The following is an 18336-nucleotide window of genomic DNA, read 5'->3' as shown; positions in this document are numbered from 1 at the left end:
AGCCTGAGCGAACGATTACATACACGCCGCGATGCGTTAGTCATCCGGCGACACGAAAACTGAGAGTGATTACCGTCCCATGAGCAACACCAGAGATCTTGAACGCGCCGAACTGCACAAAACCATCTGGCGCATCGCCAACGACCTGCGTGGCAGCGTCGATGGCTGGGACTTCAAGACCTACGTTCTTGGCATGCTGTTCTACCGCTTCATCTCGGAGAACCTGACCAACTACCTCAACGCACAGGAGCGCCGCGCGGGTAGTGCGGATTTTGACTACAGCGATTTGGCAGACGCCCACGCTATCGTGGGCCGTTACGAAACGGTTCAGGAAAAGGGCTTCTACATCCTGCCGTCGCAACTGTTTGCCAATGTGCGCAAGCGCGCCCGCCATGATCCGAACCTCAACGAAACCCTGTCGAAAGTGTTCAAGGACATTGAGGCCTCGGCGTCGGGCGCTGGTAGCGAGGATGACTTCAAAGGGCTGTTCGATGATCTGGACGTCAACAGCAGCAAGCTCGGCCACACCGTGGCCAAACGCAACGAAAAGCTGGTGAAGCTGCTCGACGCCATCGGCGATCTGCCGCTGGGCAACAGCTCGGGCAATTTTGCCGACAACAGCATCGACCTGTTCGGCGACGCCTACGAGTACCTGATGCAGATGTATGCCTCCACCGCCGGCAAGTCCGGTGGCGAGTTCTATACCCCGCAGGAGGTCTCAGAACTGCTGGCCCGCATCACGGTGGTGGGCAAGAAGGAGGTCAACAAGGTTTATGACCCAGCCTGTGGCTCCGGTTCGCTGTTGCTGAGCTTTTCCAAGGTGCTAGGGCACAACAAGGTGCGTCAGGGTTTCTACGGCCAGGAAATCAACCTCACCACCTACAACCTGTGCCGGATCAACATGTTCCTGCACAACGTGAACTATGAGAAGTTCAACATCGCCCACGGCGACACGCTGACCGACCCGGCGCACTGGGATGACGAGCCTTTCGAGGCCATTGTTTCCAACCCGCCGTACTCGATCAAATGGGATGGCGATGCCAACCCGCTGCTGATCAACGACCCGCGCTTCGCTCCGGCCGGCGTGCTCGCGCCCAAGAGCAAGGCCGACCTGGCCTTCACGTTGCACATTCTAAGCTGGCTGGCGGTCAACGGCACGGCTGCCATTGTCGAGTTCCCCGGCGTGCTCTATCGCGGCGGTGCGGAAGCCAAGATTCGCAAATACCTGATCGACAACAACTACGTCGATGCCGTTATCCAGTTGCCACCGGATCTGTTCTTCGGCACCACCATCGCGACCTGCATCATCGTGCTGAAGAAGTCCAAGCGCGACAACGCCACGCTATTCATCGACGCCTCCAGCCTGTTCGTGCGCAGCGGCAACAAGAACAAGATGTTGCTCGATCACCAGCGGAAAATCCTAGACGCATTCACCGGTCGCCAGAACATCGACCATTTCGCACGTATGGTTGAGAACGGCGACATCGCCGCCAACGGCTACAACATCGCCGTCTCCAGCTATGTCGAGCAGGCCGACACCAGTGAAGTGGTGGATATTCGTGAGCTCAATGAAAAAATCAGCGGCATCGTTGTCAGGCAAACGGAGTTGAGAAAGCAGATCGACGCCATTGTTGCGGATCTGGAAGGAGCCCAGGCATGAGCGAGCAGCCTGCAGGGGAGATCATTCTTTACCAACGTGGCGATGCAACCGCCATCGATGTGCGGCTAGACGGCGATACGGTCTGGCTGACGCAGGAGCAGATGGCAGAGCTGTTTGGCAAGGCGAAGTCGACCATCAACGAGCACATCAAGAACGTCTTCGAAGAGGGCGAGTTGGTGCCGGAGCAGGTGATGAGAAAAATCGGAATTTCCGAATTTTCTACCAAGCCGACCAACTTCTATAACCTCGACGTCATCATCTCGGTCGGCTACCGGGTCAAGTCGCAGCAGGGCACGCGCTTCCGCATCTGGGCCACCGAGCGCCTGCGCGAGTACCTGGTCAAGGGCTTCACCATGGATGACGCGCGCCTGAAGAACCTGGGCGGCGGCAGCTACTGGAAAGAACTGCTGGATCGCATCCGCGACATTCGCTCCAGCGAGAAGGTGCTCTACCGCCAGGTGCTCGACCTGTACGCCACCAGCGTGGATTACGACCCTAAGGCCGAAGCCAGCGTGGTGTTCTTCAAGGCCGTACAGAACAAGCTGCATTATGCGGCCCACGGTCATACAGCGGCGGAAGTGGTCAGGCAGCGTGCCGATGCCGGTAAGCCCTTCATGGGCCTGTTGTCCTTCAGCGGCAAGCAGCCCACCAAGGCTGAAGTCGCCAACGCCAAGAATTACCTCAACGCTGACGAGCTAAAACGGCTGAATACGCTGGTTTCGGCTTATTTCGACGCCGCCGAATTTCGGGCCATGAACCACGAACCGACCTATATGAAGGATTGGCTCGCGCACCTGGAGCAACTAATCCTGGCCATGGGCGGCAAGGCCCTGGAAGGTGCCGGCAAAGTCAGCCACCAGCAGGCCATTACTCACGCCGAAAAGGAGTACGCCAAGTTTCGCGCCCAGTTGGCCGAGCAGCCGAGCGAGGTGGAAACGGCCTATCTGGAAACCGTGAAGACGGTGCAGAAGAAAATTACCAGGAAGAAAGAGCCATGAGCCGGATCGATGCGTTGATCGCCGAGATTTGCCCGGAGGGGGTGGAGTTCAAGGAGATTGGCTCTCTAATAAAAATAAATTTTGGTGAGCGAATCACGAAGCTGGAGCACTTAGGCACCCTTTACCCTGTATACGGTGGCGGAGGTGAGAGCTTTCGTACGGATCTTTTCAATCGTGAAAATGAATATGTCGTGTCCCGTTTTGCTATGTCGGAGCGGTGCGTACGCCGTGTCGCAGGTAAGTTCTGGATGCTCGACTCGGGGTTCACCTTTGATCCGATAGATGAGTCTATCGATAAGGATTTCATCGCTTACCTTCTGTTCAACATGCAGGCAGAGATATATGCCTGTAGCAGCCAAGGTGCGCAGAAGAATTTACAAACTGATGCCTTCAAGCAGCTTCGAATTCCTGTGCCGCCCTTGGAGGTTCAGCTGCAAATCGTGAAAGTTCTTGACGCTTTCACGGAGCTTGAGGCGGAGCTTGAGGCGGAGCTTGAGGCGGAGCTTGAGGCGCGTCGCCGGCAGTACAAGTACTACCGCGACGCCTTGCTCGCTTTCAGCGATCAAGATATTCGCTGGGCCGCGATGGCCGAGGTGGGAGAGTTCTTCCGGGGGCGGCGGTTTACCAAAGCAGATTATGTGGATGCCGGAATTGAGTGCATTCACTATGGTGACATTTATACGCAGTATGGCACCGTCGCCGAGACGGCGGTTTCCCATGTGCGTACCGATATGCCATCTACCTTACGCTTTGCACGTCCAGGCGATTTGATAATCGCTGGCGTGGGCGAGACGGTTGAGGATGTGGGCAAGGCAGTGGCATGGCTTGGCCATGGTGAGGTGGCGATTCATGACGACTGCTTTGCCTTCCGGCATTCGCTGAATCCTCGGTTCGTTTCCTATTACTTCCAGAGCACAGCGTTTCACGCGGAGAAGAACAAGTTTGTCGCCCGAGCCAAGGTGAAGCGCTTGTCCGCAGAAAGCTTGGCCAAGCTGACCATCCCTGTTCCCTCGCCTGAGGAGCAGGCACGCATCGTCGCAATCCTCGACAAGTTCGATGCGCTGGTAAATGACATCTCTGTCGGTCTGCCTGCCGAGATCGCCGCCCGTCGCCAGCAGTACGCGCATTACCGCGCCCGTTTGCTCACTTTCAAGGAAGCCGCATGAGCATTGAGAACCAGCCCTATCGCTACGAGGCCATTGCACTCTCCAACGAGAGCACCGTGGTGGCCGAGTTTCTGCCGGATGCGCTGGGTGTACGCGAGACCGGCTACCAGAGCGAGGCGGCGCTGGAGAGTGCTTTTATCGAACAACTGCAGCGGCAGGCCTACGAGTACCTGACGATCAGTTCGGAGGCCGAGCTGGTCGCCAACCTGCGGACTCGGCTGGAGCAGCTCAACAAGATCGTGTTTTCCGACGCCGAGTGGCAGGGCTTCTTCGCGACCTGCATTGCGGGCAGCAATGACGGCATTCTGGAAAAAACTGCGCGCCTGCAGGAAGACCACGTCCAGGTCCTGAAGCGCGATGACGGCAGCAGCAAGAACATCTACCTGATCGACAAGGCCAATATTCACAACAACGTCTTGCAGGTGATCAATCAGTACGAAACGCCAACCGGCGAGCAGGGCGGCAGGCACGCCACGCGATTCGATGTGACAGTGCTGGTCAACGGCCTGCCGATGGTGCATGTCGAGCTCAAACGCCGTGGCGTGGACATCCGCGAAGCCTTCAACCAGATCAACCGCTACCAGCGCGACAGCTTCTGGGCGGGCTGCGGTTTGTTCGAGTACGTGCAGCTGTTCGTGATCAGCAATGGCACGCTGACCAAGTACTACAGCAACACCGTGCGCGACGGGCACTTGAAGGAGCAGTCCGGCAAGCGCAGTAAAAGCAAAACATCCAACAGCTTTTCCTTCACCAGTTGGTGGGCTGACGCGCGCAATCAGCCGATCACCGAGTTAGTGGGCTTTACCAAGACCTTCTTCGCCAAGCATTCGCTGCTGAACGTGCTGACCAAGTACTGCGTGTTCGATGTGGATCGTAAGCTGCTGGTGATGCGGCCCTACCAGATCGTTGCCGCCGAGCGCATCCTGCAACGCATCGCCACCTCAACCAACCACCGGCAATTGGGAACGCTGGCAGCGGGTGGTTACATCTGGCACACCACCGGCTCGGGCAAGACGCTGACCAGCTTCAAGGCTGCCCAGCTCGCCCGTGGCCTGCCGGACATCGACAAGGTGCTGTTCGTGGTGGATCGCAAGGATCTGGACTACCAGACCATGCGCGAATACGAGCGTTTCGAGAAGGGCGCGGCCAACTCCAATGCCTCCACCTCGGTGCTGCAGAAGCAGCTGGAAGACCCAAACGCGCGGATCATCATCACCACCATTCAGAAGCTCTCGCGCTTCGTGGCCAAGAACAAGAAGCACCCGGTGTACGAGGCGCATGTGGTGGTGATTTTCGACGAGTGCCACCGCAGCCAATTCGGCGACATGCACAGCGAAATCACCCGTGTGTTCAAGCGCTACCACCTGTTTGGTTTCACCGGCACGCCGATCTTTGCGAAGAACTCGGGAACCGGTGGCAACCCGTTGCGCCGCACTACCGAGCAGGCCTTTGGCGACAAGCTGCACACTTACACCATCGTCGATGCGATCAACGACAAGAACGTCCTGCCGTTTCGTATCGACTACATCAATACCCTCAAGATGCAGGCGCGGATCAAGGACAAGCAGGTCTCGGCCATCGACACCGAGCGCGCCCTGCTGGCGCCGGAGCGTATCGGCCAGATCGTCGGTTATATCCGCGAGCATTTTGATCAGAAGACCAAGCGCGCCAGCACCTATCGTCATGATGGTAAGCGGGTGGCGGGCTTCAATTCGCTGTTTGCCTGTGCCTCGATTGATGCGGCCAAGCGTTACTACGCTGAATTTGCCGCGCAGCAGCAGCAGGAACTGCCCGAGGCCCAGCGGCTCAAGGTTGGGCTGATCTACAGCTTTGCCGCCAACGAGGACGACGAAGACGGCCTGCTTGGCGAGGAGGAGTTCGAGGCCGAGGGGCTGGATCAGAGCTCGCGGGATTTTCTGGATGCCGCGATCAAGGATTACAACGCGCTGTTCGGCACCAGCTTCGACACCTCGGCGGACAAGTTCCAGAACTACTACAAGGATCTATCGCAGCGCCTGAAGAAACGCGAGCTGGACCTGGTCATCGTGGTCAACATGTTCCTGACCGGCTTCGACGCCACCACGCTGAACACGCTGTGGGTGGACAAGAACCTCAAGGCGCATGGCCTGATCCAGGCGTATTCGCGCACCAATCGCATCCTCAACTCGGTCAAGACCTACGGCAACATCGTCTCCTTCCGCAATCTGGAACAGGAAACCAACGATGCGTTGGCCCTGTTCGGCAACAAAGACGCCAAAGGGATCGTGCTGCTGAAGCCTTATGCCGAGTATTACGCTGAATACCAGGCGCGAGTCGGCGAGCTGCTCGACAAATTTCCACTGGGGCAGGCCATCGTTGGCGAAGCGGCGCAGAAGGCATTTATCAAGCTCTTCGGTTCGATCCTGCGGCTGAAAAACATTCTGACGGCCTTCGACGATTTTGCCGGGCATGAAATTCTCAGCGAGCGGCAGTTCCAGGATTACCAAAGTCTTTACCTGAATCTGTATGCCGAGTTTCGTGCTACGTCAGAGGCGGAGAAGGAGTCGATCAACGACGACGTGGTCTTCGAGATCGAGCTCATCAAACAGGTGGAAATCAACGTCGACTACATCCTGCTGCTGGTCGAGCAGTACCTGAAGAAAAAGGGCTCGGGGGACGACAAGGAAATCCGCGCCACTATCGAGCGCGCCATCAACTCCAGCCTCAGCCTACGCAACAAGAAGGATCTCATCGTTCAGTTCGTGGAGTCGGTCAATACCACGGCCAGGGTGGATGCTCAGTGGCAGAGCTTCATGGCGGCCAAAAAGACCGAGGAGCTGGAGCGCATCATCACGGAGGAAAACCTCAACGCCGAAGCGGCGCGGGAGTTTATTGATAATGCTTTCCGTGACGGCGGTATCCCTACTAATGGCACTGCCATCACCAAGATTCTGCCGCCCGTGTCGCGGTTCTCGCAGAACAACGGGCATGCGTCCAAGAAGCAATCGGTACTCGGCAAGCTGGCAGTGTTCTTCGAGCGTTATTTCGGACTGGCTTGACGCTGAGTGAACCAAAAAAAATGAGCAAATCAGCAGCATGGGCAGCCCAAAGGCTGCCCATGCTGTATTTGTTGTGTTTATGGAGATGGTTTTTCTCTGGCGCTCAACAACCTGCTGACAATCCAGCAGGTCAGCAACACAGCGACCAGTAGCGGTGGAAAACGCACCATCAGAATCACCAACAGCAATAATGCCAGGCACCCGGACAGGATGCAGGTGAACATGGCTGCGGCAGTCAAGACGCGTAGTAGCTTCATCGTTTGCTTTCCTCACAGGTCGCCCTGTTCCGCCAACGACACGCAGCCTTCGCGACCCACGACGACGTGGTCCAGCGTCCTCACCCCGACTAGATTTAGAGCGTCCCTCAGTTTGTGGGTCAGATTGCGGTCAGCCTGGCTGGGCTCGGGATCACCGGAAGGGTGGTTGTGTACCAGCACCATTGCTGCAGCGTTGTGCTCCAGCGCAACCTTGACGACCTCCCGTGGGTAGACGCTGGCACCGTCCAGGGTGCCCCGGAACATCTCTTGGAAGGCAATCACCCGATGTCGGCTGTCGAGCATGAGCAGGGCGAATACCTCATGTTCGTAATCGCCCAGCAGCGTCTGCAGGTGGCTGAACACTTCCGTTGGTGAGGTCAGTGCTCGCCCCCGTCGCAGACGCAGATTCGCCAACTGCCGGGCCATCAGAAGGATGTCGGTTTCGGTGACCGGCGACTCGACTAGGTAGGTGCCGGTCGACTCACTGGCCTTAAGCTTGTGCAGGCGCATGGTGGGCTCCTTGATGGTTATCTGTCGGTGGGGTACGGCGCTGGGCTTGCGCGTCCAGCTTCTCGGCCAGGCTGGCTTTCGCAGATCGCTGGGGAGTGTTGGTGGCTGGAGATGGGTTTTCTTCGGCGGGGTAGAACTCCTCGGCGATGGCGCCAGCGTCTTCCTCGCTGTCCTCGAAGGCGCCATTGCCAAAGCCACGCTGCGCCGCTTCATCCAGTGCTGCTTGATCGAAGCCTGCAGCTTGCCGCTGCGCATCGAGCTCGTTGGCTGCCTGCAGAGCCTCCGCCACGTCCATACCGCTGCGCACCGTGAGGTCGACGTAGAAGATCGGCGTGCCATGGCTCTGCCGTGTCGATTTCCCGCGCAAACGCAGCTCCAGCGGCAGGCAGGCCAAACGGTTGCCCGAGATGGCCTGGAAGTAATGCAGGCGTGCAACCAGGGTACGGATGCTGTTGAATCCGGTGGTGCGGAACACAAAACTGCCCAGGGGATCGTCATCACCAATCAGCACATTCATCCGGCCGTAAGGCTTACAGGCACCGCCTTTGGCGAGTGGGCAGGCATCTGGCGAAGGGCAGGGCAGTGATTGCATGCCGTCTTGAGTGGCCCGCTTGCAGGTCTCACCATTGCCCACGCACAACGGCCTGCCAGACTGCCGGTCGAACAGCGTGTAGTCGGCGCGGAAATTCAGCTCCGGCTCGTTGAACAGCAGGCGTACCGGAATGCTGCGGAGTTTGTCGTCCTTGCTTTGGCGCAGCTCATCATTGAGCGGATGCAGCAGCCAGCCTTCCTTACCTTGCACCTGAGACGTGATAGTGAACTGGTCATCCTTTTCCGGCAGGCGTTTGCCGTTTCTCTCGATGACCTTGCCAATGGAAATGCGCCCGAGCACGGGTGGAGTGATCGCCAAACCTTTGAGCATGGTGGTTCTCCTGCAAACGAAAAAGGCCAGCCACGCAGCGCGAACTGCATGGACTGGCCAAGGGGAGGGAATGGTTGAGCGGGGTGGGATTAGCCGACCAAGAAGCGCCGGCTGCCTTGCTTTTGCTTGGTGTAGCGGGCCTGCAGGTAGGGTTTGTCCTTCAGCATGCTTTCGACATCGAGAACGGTGCTGTCTTTGGACTTCTTCCAGCTGATAAAGCCGTGGCTGAACTCCGCGCGGGTAGCGTCACCCATGGCCTGTTGCAGCATCTGCTTGAGCTGGGCTTCACGGGTTTCTTTCTCGGCAATCGACTGACGCACCACCTTCAGCTCGATGTAGGCAGCGGTCAGCCCAGCATGATTGCTGAGGTCCAGCGTCTGGCCGTTGTCCTCCGGATAGAGTGCGCGCAGTGCCATTTCAGCCGAAGCTGATCCATCGGCAGGCGGTGGCGTATCGGTTTCCACGTAGTGCCAGAACTTACGCTCCAATTCGATCAGGCGAGCAATCATCTGCTCGTCCCGTTCTATACGGTGGATCTCCAGCGTCTGACCACCGAGCAGTACAGCGACATCTGCCGCCTGCTTGCCAGTGACCGCGAGCTGGTGCATCACTTGTAACTGCACATACTCAGGCACGCCCTCCTTCCAGAGGCGTGCACCGTTTATACCGGCGGTTTTGCATTCGAGGATCTGCACATCGTCGGCCCCGATCACCTCGCGGTCGATGTTGGCCAGCATCCAAGGCAACTCCGGATCTGGGTGCTGCAGCACGGCGTTGATGCGCCGCACGCGGTTGCTGGTGCGCTTGCTGTAATGCCAGGCCACGACCGGTTCCAGCACATTGCCCCAATACATCGGACTTTCCTCATCGTGCGGATCGGCCTTGGGTAATGTGGTGTCGCGGCCGGTTTTCTCCAGCCATAGCTCGAGCTGCGATTTATAGGGATTTAGGCCTACCGCAGCGCCGGCATCCGAGCTGCCGATACCCTGTTTACGCACGGCCAACCAATCTTCACGCGGTAATTCCTTGGTCCTGATCAAGCGCAGCGCCGGGCGCGGTTTGCTGGCGCAGCTCATCGAAGTAGCTTTCATAGCGTTCACCTTGCGAAATTAGAAACGCCCGATCAGCAACTAGACTGATCGGGCGTTATGGGGTGGCGTAAGTAAGCGGTCAGGCGACCAGTTGCAGAGCGGTGTCCAGTGCACGCTGTTTGATCTGCGCGCCCTGGCCAAACCAGGCCGAATCCAAACGGTATTCGGTACTGCGTGCACGGCGCTCGTGGTCGACGTACTCCGTGACTGCGTTGAGCAGGCCCCATGCAGTACCGCGCGCTGATTCCAACTGACTGCCACGGCCACGTCCTTCGTAAAGCTCCTGCACCTTGTGCAGGGCGCGTTCGTTAGGAAGCTGTTCCGGTAACTGGCTGTTCGGACTGACGTCGCACATGACGTTCATGAAGAAACCCATCGCCTCATGCCACTGCACCTTACGTTCAGCTAAGTGGCGCATGCGGTACATGAAGTCGTCCCATTGCGAGACGGCGATACCCAGCTGCTTCTTCACTGCCTGAGAATTGAAGCGCGTGTTGTGCGGCACCTTGATGGCGCGGCTGGTGCCATCCAGGGCGATGGTCAGGGTGTTGTTGCATACCACACGAACGGTAGTCGGCGTTGCTGTTGTGGCCAGCGTGCCGTCACAGGACGTGGCCAGCAGCAGGTAGCCGTTGACCTGATCGTTCCCCTTGATCGACGTACCTTGGCCGGTGCGTGCCAGCGCCCAGAACTTACGACCACCCTTGAGCACCCCTGCCGTCTCCAACTCGTAGCCGGAAACCTCGGTGAGATCTCGGTAGAACTCCAGTACCTCACGCGGCTGCACGGTGTGGTAGCGCTGGGAAACTACCGACAGAGGGGCCTTAGTGTCTGAGCGAAACAGTACTTTTTGCTCGGGGAAGGAGTGGATTGTGCCCAGGTGGCCAATGGCATCCGACTTGAAGTGCACCGGGCTTTCTTGGATCTGCCAGTCCATACCGGCTTCACGTTGCCAGATTTCAATGGGCTGTTTCTTGGGAAGGTTGTTGCCCAGACCGTGCCACGGGGTAGCGCCGACGTAGGCCATTTGTTCGATGAGATGAGCCATGGTTGAGATTCCTTTGGTTGCAGGCCGGCATAACGCGCCGCGCATTGCGCAGCACCGTCCGGGCGATATGAATAGATAGAAGTGGTACGGCCAGATCAGGCCGTTAGGTTGAAGCGGTGACCGCAGAGCAAGCAGAGGTTGTGAGCCAGAACGTGTCGGTCGAGCGTGTCGCCCAGCTGCGCGCCGAGCGCACAACCGCCAACACCTCCGGCCAGACCGCCGAGGATGGCGCCCGACACAGAGCCGAACGCGATGCCGGCAGGGCCAGCGAAAGCACCAATAAGCGCACCAGCCTGACTACCTGCCAGTGCAGCGCTTACACCGCGCGCAGCACCACCCACGGTGCCGATAGCCGCGCCGACTTTCATGGCGTGATGGAAGGAAGCAACTTTTGGGGAGTGACAGCGAGGGCATTGCAATGACATGGGGCGAACTTCCTTGGTGGTGATGTCATTGCAGTTATGTAGGGCTGAGATTTTTTGGAATCGAAAACGGCTATTCCTCTAGTGGCGGAGAGGGGCTGATTTTACTCAAGGTGTTGATGGGAGTCGTAGATTTCGCTGATTCACGGTTTAGACAGGCTGACCGCCTGAATCAGCTCGGGCGAATCGTGCTTCACATTGCCAACAGCCTTGGTCACCGGGTACCAGATGAAGGCAGTTGCGGGTAACCCTTGGCTCTGCGCCAGCTCTTCCGCTTTAACGGGGGTTAACTCTGAGTCTATCCAGCGGCGGGCCGCATCTGGTGCCAGCACCACGGGCTGTCGGTCATGAATGGCCTGCATGTCGCCATTGCTGGCCTGGGTGATGATGACCACACCATCGCCTTCTCTCTTCGCCATCGTCTATTGGGTATTGCCCCAGCGCAGCAAAGAACAGCGGCGCACCGCTTTTGAGTTTGATGAAGTAAGGCTGGTTCCTCTTCGGGTCGGCTTCATCCTTTACGTCGAGTGGGTGCACCTCGGCGATGCGCTTGGACAAGTAATGCCCCAGCCAGTAGTAACGCACCGTGCGGTTGTAGCGCTCGACATAGGCGTTCTGCTGTGGATTTCCAGGCTGGATATGCTCTAAATGAATACCGTGCTTTTCAGCCCACAGCAGTAGCTAGATGCTGATGTACTCCGGGCCGTTATCGTAGCGTATGGCGTATGGCGTATGGCGTATGGCGTATGGCGTATGGCGTATGGCTTGCCGCGCCACTCGAGCGGTTCGGATTTACACCAGGCGCCTATCGAGTGCGGTTTTACTTGCCATGGTTGAATGAGCTGAAATGATTATTGGAGGGGTTGATCGGGTCAAGTTATGTCGAACTCTGGTTTTTCCTGAATAGCAATGACGCTCAGCAACTACTTCCAGCGATCCTTCGCGAACGTACCGGGAGGCGAAAATAACTGTTTTACCCGCAGTTTTTTCTGCAGTGAGCTGGAAAACAGCTGTGCTGTGATCTCCGGCCGGCTGGCGATGGCGCGGGTAGAGGTTCATTGCTAATCAGGTTGATTTCTAAGGCGTATATCTATTCTGAAGTGCCCTGGGCTTTTTCCGGTCCATTGTTTGAACGCCCGGTGAAACGCACTTGCTTCACGAAAGCCGGCCTTCTCGGCGATCGCGGTGATACTCAGATCGGTGTTGCGCAAGCATTCGAAGGCGATGGCGCGGCGAACCTCGTTTTTCAACCCCTGGAAGGAGGAGCCCTCTCGTTGCAGCTTGCGGCGGAAGCTGGCGATGCTCAGTGCACGTTCCTCGGCCATATCGGCTAGGGTAGGCCAGTGCTCGTAACTGCAGTTGCGCAACTCTTTGTATACCTGGGAGCTTAGCCCCTGGCGGTTGCTGAAGCGCACTATCAGCCATTTCGGTGAGGTGCGCAGGAAGGTTTTCAGTGTCGCCAGATTCTGTACCACCGGCAGGTCGAGATAGCTGACGGCGAACTCGATTTCGCTATGGGCGGCCTCGAAGGTCAGGTTGGGGCCCCAGAACAGGTGATCGTCACCATGCTCCGGTCGCGGGTGGGAAAATTGCGAACGGTCGATGGGAATGCGCCGGCCCGCCAGCCAGCAGACCAGGCCAAGCACCACGGTCAGGTAGATTTCCTCGATCGCGCTGCGCGCCAGCGGGTCTGGCTGGCAATTGTGCAGGCTGATCACTGCGCGGTCGCCGCGTACCGACAGGCTGCCGCGGATATCCCGCAAGAACAGACCGAGGCCGCTCAGACACTGACGCAATGCCTGGCCGATGTTGTCTGATTGGATCAGGCTGCGGCAGATCAGGGCAAAGCTACCTTGGGGCATACCGTGTGAATCATGGCCGAGGAACTCGTCGTCCAGTTCCTCGGCGACGGCCAGCCACAACTTAGCCAGCTGCGTGGCTGCGACCCGGGCCTGGCCTTCCAGTAGTGGCTCGGCAATGCCCGCCTGGGCCAGCAACTGCGCACTGCGTTGCGGGTTGTCGCGCAGCCCGTAGAGGGCGGCCCGGACGAAATACACGGCCACCGAGTCCTTCTCTTGCATAACGTTCGCTCGCTGCGTGTCAGTTGCCAGGGGTTGCAAAAAGTATCAGTAAAATCGGTGATTTTCGGCATAGGCCGGCGTTCATCGGCTCCCTAGACTACCCAAGCCAGAGCAGTGCGCCGCCAAAGCTTGCGCGCCGTCTACGCATCAGTTGGATCTCAATGCCACCGGAGTCTCCTATGCCTAACCCCGAAGTCTATATCGTCAGCGCTGTCAGAACTGCAATCGGTTCCTTCGGCGGTACGCTCAAGGATACCCCGCCATGCGAACTGGCCACGACCGCGGTCAGCGCCGCCCTGCAGCGCAGCGGTTGTGCTGCCGAGCGCATCGGACATGTGGTAATGGGCAATGTCATTCCTACTGAGACGCGAGATGCCTACATTTCCCGGGTGGCCGCGATGAATGCCGGTATCCCCCAGGAAACCCCCGCATTCAACGTCAATCGGCTCTGCGGTTCCGGCCTGCAGGCGATCATCTCGGCGGTGCAGAGCCTGCTGCTGGGTGACTGCGACATCGCCATCGGCGGTGGTGCCGAATCCATGAGCCGCGGTGTCTATTTGCTGCCCGGCGCACGCTGGGGTGGTCGCATGGGTGACATGCAGGTAGTGGACTACATGCTCGGCATCCTCCACGACCCGTTCCAGCGGATTCACATGGGCATTACCGCCGAGAATATCGCCGAACTGCATGGCATCAGCCGCGCAGAGCAGGACGCCCTGGCGCTGGTCAGCCAGCAGCGTGCGGCGCAAGCGATTGCCGAAGGACGTTTCGCCGGCCAGATCGTGCCGGTGGAAATCAAGACGCGCAAAGGCACGCAGCTGTTCGAGGTCGATGAGCATGTGCGTGGCGACATCTCGATCGAGCAACTGGCGGACATGAAGACCGCATTTAAGCAGGGCGGCACGGTCACCGCCGGCAACGCCTCGGGACTCAACGACGGCGGGGCGGCGGTAGTCTTGGCCACCGGCGCAGCGGTGCAGGCCGATAACCTGCGCCCGCTGGCCCGTCTGGTCAGCTACGCGCATGCCGGTGTCGACCCCGTGCTGATGGGCTTGGGGCCGATCCCGGCAACCCGCCTGGCCCTGCAACGCGCCGGCCTTAAGGTCGCCGACCTGGATGTGATCGAGGCCAACGAAGCCTTTGCCGCCCAGGCCTGCGCCGTGGCCCGCGAGCTCGACTTCGACCCAGCCAAGGTCAACCCGAATGGCTCGGGCATTTCCCTCGGCCACCCGGTCGGTGCCACCGGAGCGATCATTGTCACCAAGGCCATCCACGAACTGCATCGCACCCAGGGCCGTTATGCCTTGGTGACCATGTGCATCGGCGGCGGCCAGGGTATTGCCGCAATCTTCGAGCGCGTTTGAGCGGGCGGGAGACGACCATGAGCGACGAGACTATCGGTGTCATTGGCGGCGGCATCATGGGCAGCGGTATTGCCCAGGTGTGTGCCCTTGCAGGTCTGTCCGTCGCGCTGGTGGATATATCCGAAGTCGCCTTGGCCAAGGCGCTGGCGAGCATTGATCGCAGCCTCGAACGGCAAGTGGACAAGGGCACGCTGACGGGACAGCAGCGCATTGCCGCGCTGGGACGCATCAGCACCAGTAGCGACTATGCCAGCCTGAGCGACGCCGGCTTGGTGATCGAGGCGGCCACCGAGAACCTGGACCTGAAGCTGTGCATTCTCAAGCAGATCAGTGAGCAGGTCGGTGCCGAGGCCATCATCGCCAGCAATACCTCGTCGTTGTCGATCAGTCAGTTGGCCGCCCAGGTGCAACGTCCCGAGCGCTTTATCGGCCTGCATTTCTTCAACCCGGTAGCGCTCATGACCCTGGTGGAAGTGATTCGCGGGCTGGCAACCGCCGAGGTTTTCCATGCCCGCACCCTGGCGTTCGCCGAGCGCATTGGCAAGACCGCGATCAGCGCCGGTAACCGCCCGGGCTTCGTGGTCAACCGGATTCTGGTGCCGATGCTCAACGAAGCCATCTTCACCCTGCAGGAAGGCCTGGCCACTGCCGAGGATATCGATACCGGCATGCAGCTCGGTTGCGGCCAGCCCATGGGGCCGTTGGCGCTGGCGGACCTGATTGGTCTGGATACTCTGCTGGCGATTCTGGAGTCTTTCCAACAGGGGTTCGGCGATTCCAAATACCGCCCGGCCCCCTTGCTCAGGGAGCTGGTGGCCGCCGGTCGCCTCGGGCGCAAGAGCGGTCATGGTTTTTATCGCTATAGCTGATCAGCGGTTGCCAGGGATGGGCTACCGCTGGCTTTTTCCGAGAGACATGTGGCCATGAATACCAAGCGATCACTCGTCTCGGCATGCCCTGACTCGCCAGGCGAGGCACCGTTCTCGCGCCTCGAGCAGATCCGCGGCAAGGCGCTCGAGCTGTTCGCCGAGCGCGGTTTTGCTGAGGTGGGCATGCGTGAACTGGCTCTGCACCTGGGGATTGGCACGGGGTCCTTTTATCACCATTTCGAGAACAAGGAACAACTGCTTTTCGAGCTGATCGAGGAACTCTATGAGGACCTGCTTGACGCGGTCCTGCTCACCGACCACGGCCACGGCCACGGCCGCCTTCAGGCGCTGTTACGGGCGCATATCGCCCTGCACGAGCACCGCGGCCTGCATTTCCTGATAGCCGAACGGGAGTATCGCTGTCTCTCGCCGCAGCACCAGGGACAGATCCAGCAGATGCGCAGGCGCTATGAGGATAAGCTCCTGGCGCGCTTGCTGGAGGCCGGCGCTACAGGCCCGCTGCCGGTGCTCAAGGCGACCGTGCAAGGTGTCGTCGCCTGGCTGAATAACCTGTCGGCCTGGCTGGATCAGTCTGGTTTACTCCCGGCGCAGAGGTGGGAGGTGATCGGCGGGATTGTCCTCGGTTCTCTATCAGGCGCTCTCAAGCAGCCGACAGCGGCTGAAGATAGCGCAACCGTAGTTCCCTTGCGCGTCCCTGGGACTGGCCTACGAGGCTGACCTTTCTATTAACCGGGGCATGCCAATGCCCGCACACTGTCTGAGTAATTCAATCATGGCTGACTACCAAGCTCCCCTGCGCGATATGCGCTTCGTACTCAATGAAGTGTTTCAAGTCTCCAAGCTATGGGCCGAACTGCCGGCTCTGGCCGAGGTGGTGGATGAAGACACCGCCAACGCCATTCTCGAAGAGGCCGGCAAGGTCACTGCGGGCGTGATCGCACCGCTGAACCGCAGCGGCGACGAGGAGGGCTGCAGCTGGGACAATGGCGCGGTGAAGACCCCCGCCGGCTTCCAGGCGGCCTATCGGACCTACGCCGAAGGTGGCTGGGTCGGCGTCGGTGGCGACCCGTTGTTCGGTGGCATGGGCATGCCCAAGGTGATCTCCGCGCAGGTCGAGGAAATGGTCAACTCGGCCAACCTGTCCTTCGGCCTGTACCCGATGCTCACGGCCGGCGCCTGCCTGTCGCTCAACGCCCACGCCAGCGCCGAGCTGAAGGACAAGTACCTGCCCAATATGTACGCCGGCACCTGGGCCGGCTCCATGTGCCTGACCGAGCCCCACGCCGGCACCGACCTGGGCCTCATCCGCACCAAGGCCGAGCCGCAGGCTGACGGCAGCTACAAGGTCAGCGGCACCAAGATCTTTATCACCGGCGGCGAGCACGACCTGACCGAGAACATCATTCATCTGGTGCTGGCCAAGCTGCCGGACGCCCCGGCCGGGCCCAAGGGCATCTCGCTGTTCCTGGTGCCCAAGTTCCTGGTCAACGCCGACGGCTCGCTGGGCGAGCGCAACGCCCTGTCCTGCGGCTCGATCGAGCACAAGATGGGCATCAAGGCCTCGAGCACCTGCGTGATGAACTTCGACGGCGCCACCGGCTGGATCATCGATGCGCCGAACAAGGGCCTGGCAGCGATGTTCACCATGATGAACTACGAGCGCCTGGGCGTCGGCATCCAGGGCCTGGCGACCGGCGAGCGCTCCTACCAGAGCGCCATCGAGTACGCCCGCGAGCGCATCCAGAGCCGCGCGCCGACTGGCCCCCAGGCCATGGACACGGCCGCCGACCCGATCATCGTGCACCCCGACGTACGCCGTATGCTGCTGACCATGAAGGCGCTGAACGAAGGCGGCCGTGCCTTCTCCAGCTACGTGGCCCTGCAGCTGGACACCGCCAAGTTCAGTGAAGATGCGCCCACGCGCAAGCGCGCCGAGGAACTGGTGGCGCTGCTGACCCCGGTGGCCAAGGCCTTCCTCACCGACATGGGCCTGGAAACCACTATCCACGGTCAGCAGGTGTTCGGCGGCCACGGCTTTATTCGCGAGTGGGGCCAGGAGCAGCTGGTGCGTGATTGCCGCATCACCCAGATCTACGAAGGCACCAACGGTATCCAGGCCCTCGACCTGGTCGGGCGCAAGGTGGTTGGCAGCGGCGGCGCGCTGTACAAGCACTTCGCCGAAGAGATCAAGGCCTTCACCGATTCGGCCGACAGCAGCCTCAGCGAGTTCAGCGAGCCGCTGAAGGCCGCTATCGCCAACCTCGAGCAGATGACCGCCGACCTGCTGGAACGGGCCAAGTCCAACCCCAACGAAATCGGCGCGGCCTCGGTCGAGTACCTGCACGTGTTCGGTTACACCGCTTACGCCTACATGTGGGCCCTGATGGCCAAGGCCGCGCTGGGCAAGGAGGCTCAGGACGACTTCTACGCCGCCAAGCTGGGCACCGCTCGCTTCTTTTTTGCGCGCATCCTGCCGCGCATCCACTCGCTCAGCGCCTCGGTCAGGGCCGGTAGCGAGAGCCTGTACCTGCTGGATGCCGCACAGTTCTAGGCACCGTTAATAGATGGGGCCGTGACGAGTGAGTCAGATAGGACGCATGAGGTCAGAAAGTAATCCGTCATGGTTTGTACTCGCCAGTGAAGACTCGAACTATATGACCGGCAGCGAGCTGGTGGTTGACGGTGGTTATTTGGCGCAGTGAACGGCCATGAAACGGGGACAAAAGAGTATGCATGATGCTGTCGGAGCTACGCTTCCTCGCCCTGGCAGCGATTGTACTGGTCTATGCCGCCTGGCCTGCTGTCGCCCCCGCAGGCTCAGCTCAACGGCATGTGCGGGGGGCTCAAGACCCACTAGTTTGTGAGCGTTTTGGCGGCCTTAGGGCCGCC

General features: G+C 59.6%; 16 protein-coding genes and 1 pseudogene. 8 read left to right on the top strand and 9 right to left on the bottom strand.

Annotated features, from left to right (window positions below; genetic code table 11):
• Window positions 1–79 precede the first annotated feature (79 nt).
• Genes Q0V31_RS03890 through Q0V31_RS03875 form a run of 4 tightly spaced genes read left to right on the top strand, consistent with a single transcriptional unit; the run spans window position 80 to window position 6862 of the window.
• Complete coding sequence (locus tag Q0V31_RS03890; RefSeq protein WP_298184673.1) at window positions 80–1660, top strand: type I restriction-modification system subunit M; 1581 nt, start codon at window positions 80–82, stop codon at window positions 1658–1660.
• Window positions 1657–2658, top strand: a complete 1002-nt coding sequence (locus Q0V31_RS03885; RefSeq protein ID WP_298184671.1) for a virulence RhuM family protein — start codon at window positions 1657–1659, stop codon at window positions 2656–2658. Before Q0V31_RS03890 ends, Q0V31_RS03885 begins: the two co-directional genes overlap by 4 nt.
• Window positions 2655–3824: a restriction endonuclease subunit S gene (locus Q0V31_RS03880; RefSeq protein ID WP_298184669.1), complete on the top strand. Its 1170-nt coding sequence runs from the start codon at window positions 2655–2657 to the stop codon at window positions 3822–3824. Before Q0V31_RS03885 ends, Q0V31_RS03880 begins: the two co-directional genes overlap by 4 nt.
• Window positions 3821–6862: a type I restriction endonuclease subunit R gene (locus Q0V31_RS03875; RefSeq protein ID WP_298184667.1), complete on the top strand. Its 3042-nt coding sequence runs from the start codon at window positions 3821–3823 to the stop codon at window positions 6860–6862. Before Q0V31_RS03880 ends, Q0V31_RS03875 begins: the two co-directional genes overlap by 4 nt.
• A gap of 77 nt (window positions 6863–6939) precedes the next feature.
• Here Q0V31_RS03875 and Q0V31_RS03870 read toward each other — a convergent pair whose 3' ends face one another.
• The 9 genes and pseudogenes from Q0V31_RS03870 to Q0V31_RS03830 all read right to left on the bottom strand — a co-directional run bounded on the left by Q0V31_RS03870 (window position 6940) and on the right by Q0V31_RS03830 (window position 13193).
• On the bottom strand, window positions 6940–7119 hold the full coding sequence (locus Q0V31_RS03870; RefSeq protein ID WP_298184665.1) for a hypothetical protein: 180 nt from the start codon (window positions 7117–7119) through the stop codon (window positions 6940–6942).
• Between the two features lie 12 nt (window positions 7120–7131).
• On the bottom strand, window positions 7132–7629 hold the full coding sequence (gene radC / locus Q0V31_RS03865; protein ID WP_298184663.1) for a DNA repair protein RadC: 498 nt from the start codon (window positions 7627–7629) through the stop codon (window positions 7132–7134).
• Window positions 7610–8551, bottom strand: a complete 942-nt coding sequence (locus tag Q0V31_RS03860; protein ID WP_298184661.1) for a hydrolase or metal-binding protein — start codon at window positions 8549–8551, stop codon at window positions 7610–7612. The genes radC and Q0V31_RS03860 overlap by 20 nt, the downstream gene beginning before the upstream one ends.
• 89 nt (window positions 8552–8640) lie before the next feature.
• A complete protein-coding gene (locus Q0V31_RS03855; protein ID WP_298184659.1) occupies window positions 8641–9642 on the bottom strand; it encodes a lambda-exonuclease family protein in 1002 nt (333 codons plus the stop codon).
• Window positions 9643–9721: 79 nt separating this feature from the next.
• Window positions 9722–10690, bottom strand: a complete 969-nt coding sequence (locus Q0V31_RS03850; RefSeq protein WP_298184657.1) for a DUF932 domain-containing protein — start codon at window positions 10688–10690, stop codon at window positions 9722–9724.
• Between the two features lie 95 nt (window positions 10691–10785).
• A complete protein-coding gene (locus Q0V31_RS03845; protein WP_298184655.1) occupies window positions 10786–11115 on the bottom strand; it encodes a hypothetical protein in 330 nt (109 codons plus the stop codon).
• 140 nt (window positions 11116–11255) lie between these two features.
• On the bottom strand, window positions 11256–11474 hold the full coding sequence (locus Q0V31_RS03840) for an SOS response-associated peptidase family protein (protein ID WP_298184653.1): 219 nt from the start codon (window positions 11472–11474) through the stop codon (window positions 11256–11258).
• A gap of 172 nt (window positions 11475–11646) precedes the next feature.
• A pseudogene (locus Q0V31_RS03835) lies at window positions 11647–11832 on the bottom strand (integrase core domain-containing protein); the annotation flags it as partial.
• 341 nt (window positions 11833–12173) lie between these two features.
• Window positions 12174–13193, bottom strand: coding sequence for an AraC family transcriptional regulator (locus Q0V31_RS03830; protein ID WP_298184652.1), 1020 nt, complete (start codon window positions 13191–13193; stop codon window positions 12174–12176).
• 179 nt (window positions 13194–13372) lie between these two features.
• Here Q0V31_RS03830 and Q0V31_RS03825 point away from each other — a divergent pair, with 179 nt between their 5' ends.
• Genes Q0V31_RS03825 through Q0V31_RS03810 form a run of 4 tightly spaced genes read left to right on the top strand, consistent with a single transcriptional unit; the run spans window position 13373 to window position 17998 of the window.
• Window positions 13373–14557: an acetyl-CoA C-acyltransferase family protein gene (locus tag Q0V31_RS03825; RefSeq protein ID WP_298184651.1), complete on the top strand. Its 1185-nt coding sequence runs from the start codon at window positions 13373–13375 to the stop codon at window positions 14555–14557.
• Window positions 14558–14574: 17 nt separating this feature from the next.
• The gene (locus Q0V31_RS03820; RefSeq protein WP_298184649.1) at window positions 14575–15426 is read left to right on the top strand and encodes a 3-hydroxybutyryl-CoA dehydrogenase; all 852 of its coding nucleotides are present in this window, start codon (window positions 14575–14577) and stop codon (window positions 15424–15426) included.
• A gap of 54 nt (window positions 15427–15480) precedes the next feature.
• Window positions 15481–16164, top strand: coding sequence for a TetR/AcrR family transcriptional regulator (locus Q0V31_RS03815; RefSeq protein WP_298184647.1), 684 nt, complete (start codon window positions 15481–15483; stop codon window positions 16162–16164).
• Window positions 16165–16219: 55 nt separating this feature from the next.
• Window positions 16220–17998 carry an acyl-CoA dehydrogenase C-terminal domain-containing protein gene (locus tag Q0V31_RS03810; protein WP_298184645.1) on the top strand — a complete coding sequence of 593 codons (1779 nt, stop codon included), beginning with the start codon at window positions 16220–16222 and terminating at the stop codon, window positions 17996–17998.
• Window positions 17999–18336: the final 338 nt, after the last annotated feature.

It is taken from the genome of uncultured Pseudomonas sp., assembly GCF_943846705.1.
GTDB lineage: Bacteria > Pseudomonadota > Gammaproteobacteria > Pseudomonadales > Pseudomonadaceae > Aquipseudomonas.
Note: the sequence above shows the minus strand (reverse complement) of the source record. Positions and strands in the feature narration are given on the sequence as shown.